Here is an 18963-nt window from a genome sequence, read left to right on the forward strand (position 1 = left end):
TTTCTCCGTGGGATCAATGCTTCAATTCTTTAATCTAAAATCTTTAATCTAAAATCGATTGACTGAGCCGCACCATTAATTCACAATGTGACAGAAAATTAGGCATCAGTCGATTGGATACTTCGGCGTGAGACCTTTGGCGAGCGCTGAGTCAATCTCGCTTAGTTGAACGATTTGAGATTTGAGATTTATTTGACAGATGAATCTAAGAGCTTGAACAAAAGCCTAAAATTTTGGGCTACTGGCAACTCCTGCCGGAAAATTGTATCCGTTTTTGGGCGGGTTCAAAAAGCAGAAGGCAGAATTTGATATGGGTAAAAAAATACTGTTTTAGAATTCAGAATTTTTAGGGGATTCTACCTTCTCGCTGCATTTTTTTTACTATGAAATATGAAACAAGATAAATTACTCGCTGCCAGGAGCGATGCACGCAGAATAATTTAGGACGAGATAAGCGACTTTGTTGAAGCTAGTTGCTTCCACAATTTATTATAATTCTTGCTCGCATTGAGCAGTTTTTACAACAGACTTTTTGCTGGTAATTTGCAAAAGGGATAGGGGCAGAACAACAGGCCAAAACAGAGGCCCGATTATTAAGGCTATCCAAGATATCACGTCTTTTTTAGATGTCGCAGTATCATTCAAAAAACTTTTGAACCAAACAAGAAAAACGATTAAGGCAATCGAAAAGTAGCTAATCATTATCATTTTTTTACCTGCCTGCCTATAGATGGGATAGAAGTATTTATAATTATTGTATCTCAGGCCGTGGCTCGCCGATCGCAACTTTATGCCCTGAGCTGCAAGCTGCAAGTGTCTAAAACCCAAAGTTTCACAGCTATCCAAGTCCATAGCCTGCCAGGTGGAGCGGACGTACTCACCCTGCGCGGCGGTATTGGGAACTCAAAGCCTTGCGTTCATGGCTTTTCGAGGTTTTGTCAAACCTTGAGGCTACTACCCCAATCATAGCTTATGCGATCGAGGTCTTGGGTTTTCTGTGATTTAACTCACGTATACTGGCAGACTTAGGTCACAAACGGAGCCAAGAACGATCACACAGCTTAGCCGACTGCAATCACCCTACTCTTTTGTCAAATGCTCGATATTATAATAGTCGAGTTCAACGAGATTTCATGCAAGCTCTGACTTTAAAATCTGATCGGGCGATCGCTGAACTGTTTTATCAAGTCACCAATTCCGGCAATCTGACTCGCACTCAAAGCCACGGATTGGGCGAACTCTGCCAAAGCGCTCTCAGCGAAGACGCCAGAGATGCAGTCAACCGCCTGCTGCACGCCATCCGCCGGGGATGGGTCAGGATTTCCGATTAGTCCCCTCACACACAAAGTTGAGATGAGTATTTCTACTTTCTCTCCTGTCAAGCTTTGCCAACAATAAGATTGAAGTGAGTAGGTCGCTCCATTAACCCTCTCAAAAAAAAATTGTAGTGCGATCGAAAAGCTCGACCCGGTTTCTTGAAGAAGCCGGGATTTTTGATTTGAAGCAGCCAGTCGATTTTAGATTTTAGATTTTAGATTTTAGATTGACTTCACAGATGAATCTGGAGCTTGAACTTGAGCTTAAAATTGGGGGGGGGGTAGCCGCTCCTGTCGGAAACTTGTATCGGTTTTTGGGCAGATTATTAAGTATATCCACGGAACAAAGACCACACCAAGAAACTAGGTAAATGTAGGTAAAAGCGGGTTCCTAAACAGGCTAAACGTTTTACTCTGAATTAAGCCTAGCGCTTTCGCTAGCAGTCATTAGTAATCTCTTAATAGATAAATCTTAATTTATTTGTCACCATTTCTTAACCAAAAGTAGAGATGTGGGGGTTGCCAGAAGCGAGGAATCGGGACGGGGTTTGTGTTTCAAGTAGCAGGGCTATCGAGGACATATCCGCTCCCCTAGTCCGGCTGACACAAATCACTCATCAAGAGCCAATGGATCACATTTACTCCCGTAGTTGAATCACATAAAAATTGGGAAAATCACTCAATACTGTCAAGAGTGAGTTCAAAAAAAAACACATGATCACCACCCAAACGCTTTTACCTCAATTTACGATTGCAGAGCTAGTCTTTCAGGTATATCACTCCGGTCTGCTGACTCCCACTCACCGACAACAGCTCAAAGCAGCCCTGTTAAATGACTGTCTTACCGAAGAAGATCAAACAGCCATCAACCGCTTGCTCCACGCCGTTCGCCGGGGCTGGCTGAAAGTTGTAGATTAAACTCGGTTCTAAATTTTTTGCCGCTACCCTTTAAATGCACTGTCACTTGAAGGCAGAATTAAATCCCCTTAAAAAAATCAGGCATTAGCCTAAATGTAGGGTGCGCCAGAAGCACCCTGCGGTTTTAACTTCTATTTTCTCAGCTTATTTAGTCAGAGATTGTGCCGTCAGGCATCATGGCCTCTCTCAGATTCGCTTCATCCAAATTTGTCCCGCGCAAAGAAGCTTGATGCAAGTTTGCTCCCCGGAGATTTGCTCCCTTAAGGGAAACTCCGCTCAAATCTGCTTGATGGAGATTTGCACAGCTCAAGTTAGCTCCGCTCAAATCGGCTCCCTTCAAATCAGCTTTTTCCAGATTTGCTTCCGTCAAATTAGCCCAACTCAGATTTGCTTGAGTTAGGTTAGCACGGCTGAGGTCAGCTTGTGTTAAGTTCGCATCCGTTAAATTTGCTTTGCTCAGGTTGATTCCGCAAAGCTTTACTTCTGTCAAGTTTGCACCTTGGAAGTTAGCGTTAACTGCATAAACTTGAATCAAAATTGCCCCCTGAAGGTTTGCATCTCTCATGTCTGCACCCCTGAGACTCGCCCCCGTTAAATCGGCTCCACTGAAGACGACACTCCGCAAGATGGCGCCGCTCAAGTTCGCTCCCACCGCCTCGCATTCGCCAAAATTAGCGGACATGAGGTTGCCTTGGGAGAGGTTGGCTTGACTGATATCTGCTTGATACAGATTAGCTCTGTAGAGGGTGAGACCGATCGAATTTGCACCTTTTAAATTAGCGTGACTCAGGTCAATATCGCGCAAATTTGTCCTTGACATATGGACACCGCTCAGGTCTACTTTGTGAAAAACCCGTTCTCCGGCTGCATACCGTCTGAGAAGTTCATCTGCATCCATGTCATTTTCCCCAAAATAATTAATAATACCTTTGATATTTCCATAATATTAGGCATGAGCGACCTTTACATTTCTTGGGCTGATTACCATCGAAAAATTGAGGATGTGGCTGTAAAAATTGAGGAATCTCAGTGGAAATTCGATCGAATTGTCTGTCTGGCGAGAGGAGGGCTGCGGGTTGGAGATACTCTGTCACGGATTTTCGACAAACCTCTGGCAGTTTTAGCGGCCTCGTCCTATGGTGGGGCAGAGGGAAATGTCCGGGGTGCGATCGAGTTTGCCCGCGATTTGACAATGGTGGGCGATAATTTGGGCAGCCGCATTCTCCTGGTTGACGATTTGGTGGATTCGGGAATTAGTTTAGAACAAGGTATCGCTTGGCTGAAGAGTCGCTACGGCGAGGATATTCAGGAAATTCGGACTGCTGTAATCTGGTACAAGGCTTGTTCTGTTGCAAAGCCGGATTATTATGTAGATTATTTGTCTGACAATCCTTGGATTCACCAACCTTTTGAAATGTACGAAAAGATGAGTGCGGCGGATTTGGCTGCAAAAGTTGGGAGTTAGTCTATAAAAAACTAAAGTCAGGTCAATTTTTTATAGTGTTCTCCCGATATTTTACACTTTTTGGTATAGTCAGTCCGGGGTTTCACCCCCTGTCTCATCGCTAAAGTCCTCTCAAAGAAAACTGAATATTTATTAAGGTTTGGCAGTCGGTTTCAAGCGACTTTAGCTATGAGACGGGGAATTAATTAATTCCCCGGCGGGCTTGTGGGTAAGTGCAAGTCTGCTGATACAATTAGCGAACCGAAAGAATACGATCGCCCAATTCCATACTATCTGCCAAAACTTCCTGTCTCGCCCACCTATCCGCCGCCAAAATATCGTCTAAAGCAGGACTTTCACAGTTATCGGTTTGATGTTTGTCGCACGCCTTTTCAATCAACTTTGGAATATCCAAAAACTGAATCTTCTCCTGCAAAAATAGCGCTACCGCCTGTTCGTTTGCCGCATTCAGCACCGCCGGCATCGAACCGCCCGCACGTCCCGCCGCATAAGCCAACTGCATACAAGGATACTTTTCGTGGTCTGGTTCTCGGAAAGTCAAATCCCCAGCTTTCACCAAATCCAGCGGTTTCCAATCCGTATAAATTCGCTCCGGCCAAGACAAAGCGTAAAGCAGCGGCAATCGCATATCCGGCCATCCCAATTGCGCCAAAACCGATGTATCTTGCAGCTCAATTAATGAGTGGATTATGCTCTGAGGATGGATGACAATATCAATGTCGTCATAATCCATCCCGAACAAGTAATGAGCCTCAATTACTTCTAATCCTTTATTCATCAAAGTAGCAGAATCGATCGTGATTTTCTGCCCCATCGACCAATTTGGATGTTTTAAAGCATCGGCTACTGTTACTCCTGCTAATTTGTCGATCGGCAAATCTCGAAAAGAACCTCCCGAAGCAGTAAGAATAATTCGTCGCAACCCGCCAACCATAACACCTTGCAGACACTGAAAAATTGCTGAATGTTCCGAGTCAGCCGGCAATATTTTAACGCCATATTTTTCGATTAAGGGGTTGACAACGGGGCCCCCTGCGATTAATGTTTCTTTATTGGCTAAGGCAATATCTTTGCCTGCTTTGATAGCCGCAATTGTTGGCAGCAAACCGGCACAGCCAACTATGCCCGTGACGACGGCTTGAGCGTCACCGTATTGGGCAACTTCGACAACGCCTGACTCGCCAGCAAGTAAAATAGGTTGAGGGTCGATATCTGCGATCGCCTCCTTCAATTCCAGTAATTTATCTTCGTCGCAAACCGCGACAATTTCCGGTCGAAACTGGCGAATTTGCTGGGCCAGCAACGTTACATTTTGTCCGGCGGTTAACCCGACAATCCGAAATTGATCGGGGTATTGAGCTACAATATCCAGAGTCTGAGTGCCGATCGAGCCTGTGGAGCCGAGAAGAGTTATTGCTTTCACAATTTTTTAATGTTTTGTGGATTATTCTAATATTACGATTGCGGGGATAAAAATTAGTGGTTAACTATTGCGTGGAAAGCACATTCGATGGAATCATATTTTGAGTGACCACCTAGTGCCAGATTTCATGCAGAATAGGGAAAATTTTGCTGATGACCGTGAGGACATCAGTGTCTCGATCGCCGAAAATAGAGAGGAAGCTCGATCGCAGCTACCGTCGAGTTTGGTTTGGGCGATCGCTACTGCTGCGGCAATTTTCTTTTTGTGTAGCAGTTTACGGCACGCTTTATTCCAATCAACTGCTTTCGATTTGGGAATTTTTGACCAAGCAATTTACTTAATCAGCCAAAATCAAACGCCTTTTTCTTCTTTAATGGGGATTCATATTTTGGGCGATCACGCAGCGGTAATCTATTATCCGCTAGCTTGGCTGTACAAAATTTCCCCCGATGTGCATTGGCTGCTGTTTGTACAAGCAGTTGCATTATCCCTGGGGGCTTGGCCTACCTGGAGTTTAGCGCGTTTTGCAGGTTTAAATCAAGAACAATCCCGTGCGATCGCATTGATTTATTTGCTCTATCCGGTGGTATTTAACATCAATTTATTTGATTTTCACCCGGAAGTAATCGCTTTACCCGCACTTTTGGCAGCAATTTTGGCGGCGCGTTTAAATAAAATTGTGTGGTTTTGTACCGCTATTCTGTTAGTTCTCAGTTGCAAGGCGGTTTTGTCCCTAACCGTTGTTGCTATGGGTTTCTGGCTGTTTTTTTGCGAAAAAAAGCAACGGTACGGGGCGATCGCACTTTTGCTGGGTGCAGCTTGGTTTTTGATAGCTTCCCAGAAAATCATCCCCTTCTTTAGCGGCAGCGAAGTCGCTGGAGTCGGGCGCTACAGCTATTTAGGCAAATCCGTACTAGAAATTATCATCAATCTCATATTAAAACCACAGTTAGTATTAGGAAAAATCCTTTCTTTCGATACATTCAAATATTTATTTCTCCTCACCTTACCTGTAATTTGGCTGCTATTGCCATTTTCTGGAAAACTACGCCTACAATATTTAACAGCGCTAATTCCTGCTCTCCCTACCCTGCTGATCAATATCCTCTCTGACTTGTCATTTCAACGCAGCTTAGCCTATCAGTATTCAGTCCCTGTAATTCCATTTTTATTTTTAGCAGTAATCGCGAAGGAAGAAACAAGGAACAGGGAAGAAATAAAAGGCAACAAGGAAGAGGAAAAAGCAAATAAGCAACATTTTTTAACATGGGTCAATCTGCCACAAGTTAAAAATTTCCGAATTTCTCAACTTTGGCAGGGAATTCAATTACCGAGGATCATGATAATTTGGTCATTACTAATTTTCCTATGTGTGGGCGAATATAAAGATTTTTATTTGTACCTAAATAGACTAGATACCTGGCAAGCTACACGCGAAGCAGTCGCACAAGTTCAACCTCAAAGCAGTATTTTAACCGATAATAGACTTGCCCCTCACTTTGCCCATCGCCCAATAGTAAAATTGCTTTCACAAATTTCGCCCCAAACAAATTTAGCTGAATTTCAATACATATTATTAAACCTACGCCATCCCTGGCCTGATACTGAAAAACTTGGTGATACCTTAGCAACTCAACTTAAAAAATCTCCAGATTTTCACTTAAATTATCAAAAAAACCAAGTTCTGCTATTTAAACGAATCGCTGATTAAACCAATAAAATGCTAACTTTAAAATCCCTAAAATCTCATCCAGTATTTTTAATGATTGTTGTGACAACGATAGTCTTATTTACCGCCAGCAGCGCGCGGCACGCTTTGTTTCAGTCAACTGTATTCGACTTAGCAATTTTTGATCAAGCAATTTATTTAATCTCCCAAAATCAAACGCCATTTTCCTCTTTGCTCGCCATAAATATTTTGGGCGATCACGCCTCTTTTATTTTCTATCCCCTAGCTTTACTTTACAAAATATATCCCGATGTTCACTGGCTTTTTTTAGTGCAAGCTGTTTCCCTCGCTTTAGGTGCTTGGCCGAGTTGGAGTTTGGCACGTCAAGCCGGGTTAAATAATAGTATATCTTGGGCGATCGCCTGTATTTACCTCCTGTATCCATTAGTATTTAATGTCAATCTCTTCGACTTCCACCCAGAAGTAATTGCTTTACCAGCACTGCTAGCAGCAGTCTTAGCCGCGAGGCTGAATAAAACATTGTGGTTTTGTGCTGCTACTGTATTAGTTTTGAGCTGCAAAGCCGTGCTATCTTTAACTGTGGCTGCGATGGGTTTGTGGTTGTTGTGTTTTGACAAAAAACGCACTTGTGGGCTCATAGCTCTATTTCTAGGCGCGGGTTGGTTCCTGGTAGCTACTCAGGCAGTTATACCGTATTTTAATCAGGGAAGAGCACCCGCGGGAATCTGGCGATATCAATATTTGGGAAACTCGGTTTTTGAAATTGCTATTAATTTAATAGTGAAACCAAATCTAGTTTTAGAGCGTTTGTTTTCTCTAGAGACTTTTGGATACTTAGTGTTATTGCTATTACCTGTAATTTGGTGGCTGTCCCCGCGTCATCTGTCATCTTTAATTAGTGCTGTGCCGATTTTGGCGCTAAATATTCTTTCCTATAGCCCCGCTCAGCGGGATTTAATTCATCAATATTCGGTGCCCATATTGCCGTTTTTGTTGGTTGCAGTAATTTCCAGTTTAGCAGCTAGCAATCAGCAAAAGGGAAAGACAATATTTGATAGATTGCCAATTCCTAATTATCCATTGCCTAGAGTCATTGTAATTTGGTCGTTGATTGCTTTTTTAGCTTTAGCGAAATACGGCTATTTTTGGACTATTTATTTAAATGGACTCGACACTTTGCCAGCTACCAAAGAGGCAATTTCTCTTGTTAAAACCAAAGGCAGTGTTTTAACAACTGCTCAGATTGCTCCGCACTTAGCGCACCGCCCTGTAGTAAAATTTACTGAGGCTCACGCGCCGCCTGCAAATCTCGCAGAATTTGATTATGTATTGCTGAACCTCAGATATCCTGGCTGGATGAGCGATCGAGAATTTGTTAATAACTTAGTAACTCAACTAAAAAACACCCCTCAATTTCAACTAAAATATCAGCGAGACGACATATACCTATTTACTAAGAGTCATTAGTCAACAGTCAACAGTCAACAGTCAACAGTCAACAGTCAACAGTCAACAGTCAACAGTCAACAGTCAACAGTCAACAAATTCGTGCTAATCCTCCACTTTCAAAGCCCTTCTTGCCAACTTCACGTAAGTTTTCACAGTTTCATAAGGCATTTCCAAATCACCAGCAATATCAAACAAAGATTCCCCCAATTCCCGGCGCGCCAAAATCGTCGCCCAAGTTTCAGCAATCTCAGCAGCGCGACTTCCGCCTGTACGCTTTCTCAGTGCCATAAACTTCTGTGTCAATTCATCTATTCGCGCCGCCAATACGCTTTGTATCGATACTTCAGGTAGCGCTTCTGTCAACCATTGTGATCGCGTTTGTCCCAATCCAAAAGTTGTTTTGTGGCCAGTGCCGCAATAAGGGGCTAACCGCCCCAAAGCATAAAATAATTGTACAAAATCAGGGCGATTGTGAGCCGATCGCCCTAGCCCAAATTCCACAGCCCCAGTGAATCCCGTTACCATGCCTTTTTTGCCCGCCGCTACCTTTTGCGACTCCAATTTGTGGCGGCTAATAATTGCATTTTCATCAATCCAATTCAAAAATTCTGCTTGGTCAAAATTTACCCCCGAAAAGTTATTCCAGCGGCGCAAATAGCTGTGAAAAACATTTTCGGGAACTGGCAAAGGGAAGTGATGCCCTTTGCTACGAAAGCTTGTAGGAGTCACAAAACTAAGTTTGATGGTGGGCGAAAATGGGAGTTCTGCTGTTAATAATTGCTGGTAACTTGTGGGTTCAAAAGCAATATCCCAAGAGCGAATTAGTAGGGGAGAATTTCGCAAATCTATCTGTTCGGGCAAATTTTGCAGCCACTGACTCAGCCACTGCACTACTGGCTTTGAAAATCCTGTTACGTACCAGCGATAAATTCGATCGCCCAAAAGCTGAAATTCTTTGCCACCGGGAAGCAAATCACCTTCCAATCCCGAAATAGTAAAGGCTTTTTCGGACTGTTCATCGTGCAAAAGTTGCGATAAATCCGGGTCAGTTTGGTGTACTTGACCTAAAAACCAAGCGTGCAAACCTATAGCATACTGCGCGTACAGATAGCTAGCAGCGCCGGGAGTCAATTCAAACACTAATCCGACTAACTCGCTGTCATCCGGCCAAATCAGCCCAGACGGAAGAGATTTTCGATCGCCGGTGCCGGTGCGCTTCGGGGAAGTTGCCATCAGATGCCACTAACAGGGACAGGGCTGTGCTATCTTATCAGATTTTTATCCCCTTTGGGGGATAATTGTTGAGGGTCCTCAATCGCCCAAATCTTTTGGCTGCTTCAAAAACCGGGTCTGCAGCCAGTTTCCCGCACCCTCCGGGATAGACAAAAACCACTAAAAAACCAACAACCTAAAACTCAATCTTTGTCAAGGTTTTCCTCCTTGTAAGTAAACAGAAACATACAAGTGTTTAAAACCCCATTCTGCGCTACAATTGTTAAAAGCTCGTAGCATCCTCAACTCCGATCCTAAACTATGAACACAACAGAGAACACAACAGAAAAATCTAAACTCTCCAACGAAAAAACTTTGGAGGCGATGAAGAATTTCTCCGAAACCTACGCCAAGCGCACGGGAACTTACTTTTGTTCCGAGCCTTCCGTCACTGCTGTGGTGATAGAAGGACTAGCCAAACACAAGGATGAACTAGGTGCTCCCTTATGTCCTTGTCGGCATTACGAAGATAAAGAAGCCGAAGTAAAAGCCGCCTACTGGAACTGTCCCTGCATTCCCATGCGCGAGCGCAAAGAGTGTCACTGTATGTTATTTCTGACGCCAGATAACGATTTCGCTGGAACTAATCAGGAAATAGGAATGGATCAGATTCAAGCTGTCAGAGATACTATGTAATCGGTTAAGCAGGCGGTCGTGAAAGGGCAGTAGTTTTGAAAACAGGTCGTTATTTTTCCTATTTTTAAGGCTTAGCTATTTAAAAAAATCGATCGCCGCCTACTCAAACACACATCCGCCATCGAAAATCCCCAATCTCCAATCGAATGACAGAGGAAATCCCGCTCGAATTTTGGCAAGGTATCGAACAGTTTAACAGCCAAGAATTTTACGCTTGTCACGATACTTTAGAGGCTTTGTGGATGGAAGCCGGTGAGCCGGAAAAAAGGTTTTATCAGGGAATATTGCAAATTGCGGTCGCGCTTTATCACTTAGGAAATCAAAACTGGCGTGGTGCAGTAATCTTGCTGGGAGAAGGAATAAATCGGCTCAGTTATTATCAGCCGAGTTATGCCGGAATAGCTGTTGAAGACTTGCTCGGACAAAGTGCTAAACTTTTGAGCGCTTTGCAACAAGCTGGCCCGGAAGAAGTAGCTAAATTTCAACCATTGTTCGCAGGTACAGAAGTTGCAGGCTTGCAATTGCCGCGAATTATCAACTTACCAAAAAGTTAAATAAATGTTTGTATTAGGGTTTGCAGCCGACTTAGCCTCTACACCGAGGAGGGCTTTCTTGCCGGCTGTCCAAGTATATTAATTTGCTGTGGAACCAGCCTCTTGCCCGTTCCCGGTTAAGACAGTTGCACCAACTCAGCAAAATAACCAATTAAATTCGCTGCTCTCTTGCTAGGATAATTGGTTGAGACTCTCGGGTCAATCGATCGACCTCACGGGAATCCTTCTGGCCGTTAAGATAAAATACCTAACTGGAGATAATGCCCTTCAGTAATTTCACAAATATTGAGGCTCCAAGCTTATGATGCCCTCCGCTAAACTACTCAATTCCAGAATATTCAAAGGATTATCGCTGCTGTTGCCCCTGACTCTGGCAGGCGCGATCGCCTCTCCCACCTATTCGCAAGCCGACGCGCCGCGTACCCTCAGCGTGCGATCGGACATTCAAGAAGCCGACTCCAAAACCGGCATCGTGACAGCCCGCGGCAACGTCCAAATCAACTATCCAGCCCGCCAAATACAAGCAACCGCAGCTCAAGCTCAATACTTCAGCCGCGAGCGCCGGATCATTCTCAGCGGAGATGTTTACGTATTGCAGCAGGGCAACAGCCTGCGCGGCGAAACCATAACATACCTCATCGACGAAGGGCGGTTTATTGCCCTGCCAGACAACCCAGGACAGGTAGAATCTGTTTATCTGGTTGCCCCGGAACAAGATGCGGCAGCCCAAAATGCAGTGGGCTCCCCACGTCCAACTACAGCCCCCCGGTAACAGTGGCTTGCAGCAGCGAAATTTCGCCTCAGTCAAAACATACTACTTGGGATAGATGCGAAATTTCGTCTTTATAAAAGTGACAAACTTGAAAAGGTAAAATTTAAATTAGAGACTCGATCGCACAAAGCTGCTGTCTGAAATTTAGCTTGTAGAGGTTGCCGGGAGCGAAAATGAAAATTGTACTCGAAAATATTCACAAATCCTACGGAAAACGCAATGTAGTTAGTCGCGTCAACCTGTCGGTAGCCCAAGGAGAAATCGTAGGATTGCTAGGCCCAAACGGTGCCGGCAAAACCACAACATTTTACATAGCAACCGGATTAGAAAAACCAAATCAAGGCACCGTTTGGCTAAATGATTTAGACATCACTAAATTGGCGATGCACCAGCGAGCGCATTTGGGAATTGGCTATCTCGCTCAAGAAGCAAGCATTTTCCGAAACATGAGCGTGCGCGACAACATTTTGTTAGTCCTAGAACAAACTCAAGTACCTCGCTGGGAATGGCGCGAGCGAGTCGATTTCCTATTGCAAGAATTTCGCTTAGAAAAAATAGCATCCAGTTTGGGAATTCAAATATCTGGGGGAGAAAGGCGGCGGACTGAACTAGCCAGAGCATTAGCTGCAGGGCGAGACGGGCCCATGTTCCTATTTTTAGACGAACCGTTTGCAGGCGTCGATCCAATCGCCGTAGACGAAATTCAAACCATTATTGCTAAACTGCGCGATCGCCAAATCGGCATCCTCATCACCGATCACAACGTCCGAGAAACCCTCGAAATTACCGATCGAGCCTACATCATGCGAGACGGCCAAATTTTAGCCTCCGGGGCTGAAGAAGAACTCTACAGCAACCCTTTAGTGCGACAGTATTACTTAGGTGACAACTTCGTGCGATAGTCTTTTGAAGGCATTCAGCAAACGGCAGAATTTTAGATTTTAGATTTTAGATTGAGGAGCAATCTGCGAGAAAGCGCCACTATGAAAATAGCAATATCCAATTCTTTGAATCCCATCAACTGGCTGCCGAGAATTTCAGTAATGGACTGGTACATTACCAAAGAACTAATCGGCCCATTTTTATTTGGCGTCGGACTCTTTACATCCGTCGCCGTCACAGTTGGAGCTTTATTTGAATTAGTCCGCAGAGTAGCAGAATCCGGCCTCCCCTACGGCGCAGCCATAGAAATTTTTCTCCTGCAAATTCCCTACTTCGTAGTATTGGCTTTCCCCATGTCAATGCTGCTAGCAACCTTAATGGCCTACAGCCGAATGTCCAGCGACAGCGAACTCATCGCCCTCCGCAGTTGCGGAGTTAGCGTTTACCGATTGATACTGCCTGCAGTGATAATGAGTTTAATTGTTGCCGGCTTCACCTTTGCTTTGCAAGAGTTAGTCGTACCCGCCGCTAGCTACAGAGCTACTGTCACTTTAGACAGAGCCCTGAAGCGAGAAAAACCGATATTTCAAGATAGAAATATTATCTACACAGAATTTCGCAAACCAGAAAAAGGCGGCGACGAAATCCTCGCCCGCTTTTTTTATGCAGAACAATTTGACGGCCAGCAAATGAAAGGTTTAACAATTATCGATCGCTCCACCCCTGGCCTCAATCAAATCGTTTCTTCAGAATCAGCTACTTGGAATCCCTCACAAAATACCTGGGATTTTTTCAACGGAACCGCTTATATAGTTGCTCCTGATGGCTCTTACCGCAATATAGTTAGGTTTCAACACCAGCAGTTGCAACTCCCCCGCACGCCATTAGATTTAGCTGCTAGAGCGCGGGATTTCAAGGAAATGAACATTGCCCAAGCTTTAGAGCGTTTGGATATCCTTAAAAACAGTGGCGACGAACCGCAAATTCGCAAATTAAAGGTGCGGATTCAAGAAAAATATGCTTTTCCTTTCGTGTGCATGGTATTTGGTTTAGTGGGAGCCGCTTTGGGAACTCAACCGCGCCGCTCCGGCCGAGGAACGAGTTTTGGTATTAGCGTAGTTGTGATTTTTACTTACTACGTATTTTCTTTCATCACCAGTTCTATGGGCGTGAAAGCTGTTTTGACTCCGATTCTTTCGGCTTGGCTGCCCATCGTGTTTGGTTTGGGAATCGGGGGATTATTGTTGGCGCGGGCCGCCGCTAGGTAAGTTTTACCACTAACATTGGGAATGGCGAATTCGGAACTTGTACTGCAATTTGACTGCCTTCGGCTCCCTTCCCTTCGACTATGCTGAGGAGAACCGAAGTCGAAGGAAAGGAACCGCGTAGCCTAAGTATTGGGAATTGATAATATCGTTTTCGTGGCCGAACTTCCTTCATTTAAGGATTAGAAAAAGTATTGATTTGGCCACCGCCAATGTAGCGTCCCGGAGCCAAGGAGCGGGGTGTAGCAAAAGTTTGAGGTTGAATGGGCTGCACGCCCTGATTTGTGTTTTGGGGAACAACTCCAAAGTTAGGCTGATCCGGCAAATTAAGCTGACTCGGTGGAGGTGTTTGAAATTGAGAATTCGCTGAATTGGGAGAGAATTGAGGGCTAATTATCTTGCTTCCCCCAATCCCATTCGGAAAGGGAGATGGACCGACATTTGGAAGTAGAGGTGTTGGCGAAGGTATGGCTACTGGAAGTGCCACAGGTTGAACTTCAGGTGCGAAGCCTGAGCCAGATAAATTAGTTTGGTAGGGGTTTTTCGGCAAAGCCACCGTTGCAGCCCCTGCATTAATTTCGGAGAGGTTCGGTACTCTGGAATTTAACCCCCCCAATGATTCAGGGACTGTAGCTGTCGGTTTTAAGAATTCTTGAGATTCCTTGCTCACAGTATTTGTCGGAACCACAATTGGGGGAAGTGCTGTGGGAACATTCACAGGATTTGCTCCACTTTGAGCAGTAGCGGTCGTTGGGAGCAAATTTGTCGCATTTCCTGCAGCCGGATCGGAAGCCGGTCGATCGAGCAATGTAGCCGAGTCTGCCGTTTTCTCAGGCGAAGCCGCCGTTGCCGAAGTGTTAGCAACGACGTATTTTTTCATAGCTGCTTGCAGCGGACTCAAAGGCAGAGAATTTTCGTTTTGTTTATCTGAATTAGCATCACTCGACGCCTGCGATAAAGTTGCTGTTGCTGTACCCCCAGACTCAGGCTTGATCGTTTTTATCTCGGAAGTCAGTCTCCCACTGCCAGATAAACTCAACGCTGATGTTGCGTTTGAACTTGGCAAACTGGAATTTTGGGGGTTATTGTTTCCGGCCTCGACAGCAGAATTTGCTAAATTTGGCAAGGGGACCAATCCGCTGCTTCCTACCCGCTTGGAGGCTGAAGATGGCTGAGGATTTTCTAAGTCCCGATCTCGAAGTTCCTCGAATAAACCTTTGCTTTTTACTACTGATGAATTTAACAAGTTCAGTTCAGAAGCAGTAGAGCCCTTAAACTGATTGACTAGCACTGGTGAGCTGTCGATTTCAGCCGCAATGGCAGTATCTTCAGCAGATAGTCCCGATAGCGAAGCTGGAGTGTTTGAGGCTGGTTCTTCTTCGCCATCTATACTCAACCTTTCTGGATTTACAGAGACCTCCCAGATAAATAACCCCCCTGCACAGAGCACGGCTAACGGAGCCCAAACCGCAGGTTGCGTCCAGTGGCGCAACCGCGCTATTAGATAGCGGACTGATGTAGGAAATCGCTTAAAAATTGACATAGTTTTGCTTCCTTCCGAGCGTGCGGATTTAAAACTATTTTTCCTAGTCTACCACATCAATCTTGATTATTTTTGCTATGCCGGGGTAAGTGGGATCGGGAGCATCTCGGTTGGGCTTTTACTGTCGGTGTGCGATCGTCAGGCTGGCTATATTTATAGACTTTGCTGTGCGGGACGGATCGGAGTCCCAAAAAACGCTTTTTACTTTCTGCAGAGATGCTCGGAGTACGATCGAACTTTTGATTGAAAGTTGCGAAAGCTCAATGCAACCGGTGAAAATCCATAAAGCACTGGTAGAAATATGTCTTGCTTTCCTTAAATCAATAGGCATAAGATGATAAAATTTTATGGGGTGCTGTGCGCGGCCTGCCGGGTCTGTCAGCCGATCGACCTCAAACCAAAATGTCAAACCAAAATGTCAAGGTAAAATTGGCAATTGCCCAGAACAACACGAATAGGAAAGTTGAGAGGAAATTAATGAAAAAAGTAGTTGAAGTATTAGCAAATCGGGAACAACTAATAGATCGATCGCTGGAGATTGTGCTGTCGAAAATCTCAGAAGCCATAGCCGAACGCGGACTTTGTACGATCGCAGCAGCGGGCGGAAGCACACCGGAACCACTCTACAGAGCGATCGCAGCCCAAGACCTGCCTTGGGAGAAAATTCACGTTTTCTGGGGCGACGAACGCTACGTTCCCCCAGAACACCCAGACAGCAATCAAAAAATGGCGCGCCTCGCGTGGCTCGATCGAGTGAATATCCCCGCCAGCAACATCCACCCCATGCCCACAGGCGCCGGCGACCCCGCAGCAGACGCGGAGGCGCACCAAACCGAATTGCAGCAGTTCTTCAAAGTATCCGAGGGCCAGTTTCCTGCCTTCGACATCATTTTATTGGGCATAGGAGACGACGCCCACACAGCCTCTCTATTTCCCGGCACAGCAGCCTTGGAAGTCCGCGATGCCCTAGTAACTGTCGGCAACAAAGACGGTCAACCCCGCATTACCTTTACAGTCCCCTTAATCAACCGCGCCCGGTGCGTCATCTTCATGGTCGCAGGAGCCAGCAAACAACCCGCCCTAGCTCAAATTTTTGCCCCCGCAGCCGACGAAATGACCTATCCAGCCAGACTCGTTCAACCAGAAGGCGAACTTTGGTGGCTGCTCGATGCGGCGGCTGGCGAAACAGTAAAATAGCCGACAGAGCCGCAAGCGTGCCAACACAGTCAGCATTATCACTAACTCAATCTTGCCCATCACAGCTAACGTCACAGCGTCAGCTCAGTTGCTAGTATTAGCGAAGCAATATAAGAATTGTGGCGGTTAAAGTTAAAATTTGACCATATACACGAGTATTTTTATGAGGCTGATTTGAAAATCTGGCCGATAGCAAGGAGAAATCGATGATTGTCTGTCCCAATTGCAATCACCAGAACCCCGACGGGGCCAGCCAGTGTGAGGCTTGCTACACGCCTTTACCTGTTACCGCAAGTTGCTCAAACTGCGGTGCAGCAGTTCAGACAGATGCAGCATTTTGCGGCCAGTGTGGCTTTAACTTGCGTCCGGGTTCCATAGTTCCAGAAGTTGAGGTGACAGTACCGTCCCCCTCGCCTGTAGGCCCCACAGTGGTATCGTCACCGGCGCCCGATTTAGTGTCACCCGAACCCCTGATGGCCATGGAACCTCTAGTTACCCTGAATAAGGGTCTCAACTTGGAAAAAACTCCCGCCAGCATTCCGACGATTCCAGATCCCCCGCCTTCGCCCTCGGTTCCTGTTACAACTGAATCGGTGGCAACACCAGTAAATATCTCTCCTCCGGTTCCGGGTCCACAGCCAGCAGGTGTAGCTAAAACTCAACTGCAACAGCAGTCGGCCCGCCTGCTACACGTTCAGACAAATACGCCGATGGAATTGCCTCACAGTCTGTCTGTGGTTCACATAGGCAAGCCAAATGACTTAGTGCCGCCGGATATTGATGTTTCGGGATTTGCTAATTCTGAGATAGTTTCTCGGGTACACGCAAATCTCCGGGTGGAGGGAGATGCTTGCTACCTAGAAGATGTAGGCAGTTCCAACGGCACTTACGTCAACAATACTCCGCTACCCAAGGGAAACCGCCACCGGTTGCGACCGGGAGACCGCATCTCTCTGGGCAAAGGAGACCTGGTTACATTTTTATTTCAAATCTCTTAGAGCGAGTTTGGATTGGGCGATCGAAAGTCTAAAATCTAAAATCGCATCTTGAGGCGCTCTACCAAAACTCAATGCTGCCAATGTGATTAAGCTGACCTTGCTACATCCACTCCAGTCTATACCCGTCCGCAGTTGGATCTTTGAAGACGAGCAGGTCGTGCGGATCGGGCGCTCGACCGAAAACCACGTCGTTCTTTTTAGCGCTGTGGTTTCTCGTCGCCACATCGAATTGCGGCGCAGCGGCATAACTTGGGAACTGATCAATTTAGGTACCAACGGCACTTACCTCGATGGTAAGCCGATCGCTAAGGTTCCCATTGTGGACGGTCTGATCGTTCACTTGGCTCGCTCAGGTCCGAAAATTCAAATCAACGTAGGCCCGAATCAGTCCTCAGTCCAGTTAGGACAAATTAGCGTCAAGCCCAGGGAGGCTAAGGAAATTAACGCTCCCTCGGGCGGCGTGCACATTAGCACGATTCCTGTTCCCGACCAAAAAGAAGTTGGCACTTCCAGGGAAGAGGAGGAGTTAACCGAGGCAGATAATAATCGCCATTATTCGGAAGAAGAATATTAAATCGGCTTCTTTGGACGATCGACATTTTTCAAAGGCGGCACTCAGGAGTTTATTTATGAGTACATCACCACAGATTGTTAGGCGCAGCGAACTGCAGGGCCGCCGCACCATCGACCGCAGAACGGCGGAAGAGGTCGGCAGGGTAGATCGGGTTTGGCTAGATGCTCACTCCCAACGGGCGATCGGCTTTACTTGCAAGTCGGGACTTTTGGGCAGCAAAAAAACTTGGTTCGCTTGGGCGCAAGTTGATACGGTGGGGGAAAATGTTTTTGTCACTATTAACCCGGAACTGCCGGAATTGCATCAGCCGGAACAAGCTGTTTGTCCGATCGGGCTGGAGGTGCTCACGGACGCTGGGAATAAGGCAGGTGCAGTGGTTGACTACTTATTTGATGCCCGGACGGGTTCAGTCACCCACTACCTATTTAAATCGAGCGGCTGGCGTGGCGTTTTAGACGACATTTACCTGTTACCTGTGGCAGCTATTTCGACCATCGGCAGCAAGCGGGCGATCGTCTCTGAAGCTGCTGTATCGGAGCCAGTGCAGTACGCGGAGGGACTGCACAAAAAAGTCGGTCTGGTAGCAGAGTTTTTACACGAAGATTTCGACAGAACTCTCAAAAATGTGGCAGGCGTGAAGCGGGGCGCTCAAAGTCTGGCGGAAAAATTCCAAGATAAAGCTCTCGAAGTCAGGGATGTAGCTCAAGAAAAAGTTGCAGAGTTGAAGCGGCAAAGGCAAGAATCTGTCCCGCCAGGGCCGAACCCGGAGCCGCCTGAGTCAGATTTGAGCTGAAGTTTGGCCTTCCTGCTCGCCCTGCGACTAATTTCCGAGCACATTTTGGGGTGGCGCGCGCGAGGAAGGTCGATCGGTATTTTCGCTATCAGAGATTGAGGCGTGGTCGCTCAAAATTCCAGTGCTGCTCAAAGCATTGTATTTTAAAGGTATCGCATCAATAAGGAAAATGTTAGCAACTCAAAATGATCTATGCTGTTTGATACAATCAACAAG

The 18963-nt window shown here is 46.0% G+C and carries 18 protein-coding genes; 14 read left to right on the forward strand and 4 right to left on the reverse strand.

From position 1 onward, the window contains the following. Positions 1-1133 precede the first annotated feature (1133 nt). Entirely contained in the window at positions 1134-1331 is a 198-nt protein-coding gene (locus QUB37_RS00070) for a hypothetical protein (protein ID WP_333157976.1), read from the forward strand. 699 nt (positions 1332-2030) lie between these two features. Next, on the forward strand, positions 2031-2234 hold the full coding sequence (locus tag QUB37_RS00075) for a hypothetical protein (protein WP_333157977.1): 204 nt from the start codon (positions 2031-2033) through the stop codon (positions 2232-2234). A 148-nt stretch (positions 2235-2382) separates the two neighbouring features. Here the strand turns inward: QUB37_RS00075 and QUB37_RS00080 are convergent, their stop codons facing one another. Then, complete coding sequence (locus QUB37_RS00080) at positions 2383-3132, reverse strand: pentapeptide repeat-containing protein (protein WP_333157978.1); 750 nt, start codon at positions 3130-3132, stop codon at positions 2383-2385. A gap of 54 nt (positions 3133-3186) precedes the next feature. Here QUB37_RS00080 and QUB37_RS00085 point away from each other — a divergent pair, with 54 nt between their 5' ends. Next, the gene (locus QUB37_RS00085; RefSeq protein ID WP_333157979.1) at positions 3187-3699 is read left to right on the forward strand and encodes a phosphoribosyltransferase family protein; all 513 of its coding nucleotides are present in this window, start codon (positions 3187-3189) and stop codon (positions 3697-3699) included. Between the two features lie 232 nt (positions 3700-3931). Here QUB37_RS00085 and dxr read toward each other — a convergent pair whose 3' ends face one another. Further along, positions 3932-5122, reverse strand: coding sequence for a 1-deoxy-D-xylulose-5-phosphate reductoisomerase (gene dxr, locus QUB37_RS00090; protein ID WP_333157980.1), 1191 nt, complete (start codon positions 5120-5122; stop codon positions 3932-3934). Between the two features lie 127 nt (positions 5123-5249). Between dxr and QUB37_RS00095 the strand changes: the two genes are divergently transcribed. Beyond that, the gene (locus QUB37_RS00095; RefSeq protein ID WP_333157981.1) at positions 5250-6833 is read left to right on the forward strand and encodes a DUF2079 domain-containing protein; all 1584 of its coding nucleotides are present in this window, start codon (positions 5250-5252) and stop codon (positions 6831-6833) included. A 9-nt stretch (positions 6834-6842) separates the two neighbouring features. After that, the gene (locus QUB37_RS00100) at positions 6843-8279 is read left to right on the forward strand and encodes a DUF2079 domain-containing protein (protein ID WP_333157982.1); all 1437 of its coding nucleotides are present in this window, start codon (positions 6843-6845) and stop codon (positions 8277-8279) included. Between the two features lie 84 nt (positions 8280-8363). On the opposite strand, the gene cas6 is transcribed toward QUB37_RS00100, so the two are convergent. Then, entirely contained in the window at positions 8364-9494 is a 1131-nt protein-coding gene (gene cas6, locus QUB37_RS00105) for a CRISPR-associated endoribonuclease Cas6 (protein ID WP_333157983.1), read from the reverse strand. A 300-nt stretch (positions 9495-9794) separates the two neighbouring features. On the opposite strand from cas6, the gene QUB37_RS00110 reads away from it, so the two are divergent. The 5 genes from QUB37_RS00110 (at position 9795) to QUB37_RS00130 (ending at position 13645) form a co-directional block, all read left to right on the forward strand. Further along, entirely contained in the window at positions 9795-10169 is a 375-nt protein-coding gene (locus tag QUB37_RS00110) for a ferredoxin-thioredoxin reductase catalytic domain-containing protein (RefSeq protein WP_333129403.1), read from the forward strand. Positions 10170-10315: 146 nt separating this feature from the next. Further along, positions 10316-10723: a DUF309 domain-containing protein gene (locus QUB37_RS00115; RefSeq protein ID WP_333157984.1), complete on the forward strand. Its 408-nt coding sequence runs from the start codon at positions 10316-10318 to the stop codon at positions 10721-10723. Positions 10724-11024: 301 nt separating this feature from the next. Beyond that, positions 11025-11495, forward strand: coding sequence for an LptA/OstA family protein (locus QUB37_RS00120; RefSeq protein ID WP_333157985.1), 471 nt, complete (start codon positions 11025-11027; stop codon positions 11493-11495). A 173-nt stretch (positions 11496-11668) separates the two neighbouring features. Continuing rightward, entirely contained in the window at positions 11669-12397 is a 729-nt protein-coding gene (lptB, locus tag QUB37_RS00125) for an LPS export ABC transporter ATP-binding protein (RefSeq protein WP_333146003.1), read from the forward strand. A gap of 81 nt (positions 12398-12478) precedes the next feature. After that, positions 12479-13645 carry an LptF/LptG family permease gene (locus tag QUB37_RS00130; protein WP_333157986.1) on the forward strand — a complete coding sequence of 389 codons (1167 nt, stop codon included), beginning with the start codon at positions 12479-12481 and terminating at the stop codon, positions 13643-13645. A gap of 172 nt (positions 13646-13817) precedes the next feature. On the opposite strand, the gene QUB37_RS00135 is transcribed toward QUB37_RS00130, so the two are convergent. Next, entirely contained in the window at positions 13818-15185 is a 1368-nt protein-coding gene (locus tag QUB37_RS00135) for a hypothetical protein (protein ID WP_333157987.1), read from the reverse strand. A 477-nt stretch (positions 15186-15662) separates the two neighbouring features. Between QUB37_RS00135 and pgl the strand changes: the two genes are divergently transcribed. From pgl to QUB37_RS00155, 4 genes are all read left to right on the forward strand, one after another. After that, positions 15663-16382: a 6-phosphogluconolactonase gene (gene pgl / locus QUB37_RS00140; RefSeq protein WP_333157988.1), complete on the forward strand. Its 720-nt coding sequence runs from the start codon at positions 15663-15665 to the stop codon at positions 16380-16382. 206 nt (positions 16383-16588) lie between these two features. Then, positions 16589-17380, forward strand: coding sequence for an FHA domain-containing protein (locus QUB37_RS00145; RefSeq protein ID WP_333157989.1), 792 nt, complete (start codon positions 16589-16591; stop codon positions 17378-17380). Between the two features lie 82 nt (positions 17381-17462). Further along, complete coding sequence (locus tag QUB37_RS00150; protein ID WP_333034787.1) at positions 17463-17954, forward strand: FHA domain-containing protein; 492 nt, start codon at positions 17463-17465, stop codon at positions 17952-17954. A gap of 55 nt (positions 17955-18009) precedes the next feature. Next, complete coding sequence (locus QUB37_RS00155; protein ID WP_333157990.1) at positions 18010-18747, forward strand: PRC-barrel domain-containing protein; 738 nt, start codon at positions 18010-18012, stop codon at positions 18745-18747. Positions 18748-18963: the final 216 nt, after the last annotated feature.

The sequence above is a fragment of the Microcoleus sp. AT3-A2 genome, from assembly GCF_036705685.1.
Classification (GTDB): Bacteria; Cyanobacteriota; Cyanobacteriia; order Cyanobacteriales; family Microcoleaceae; genus Microcoleus.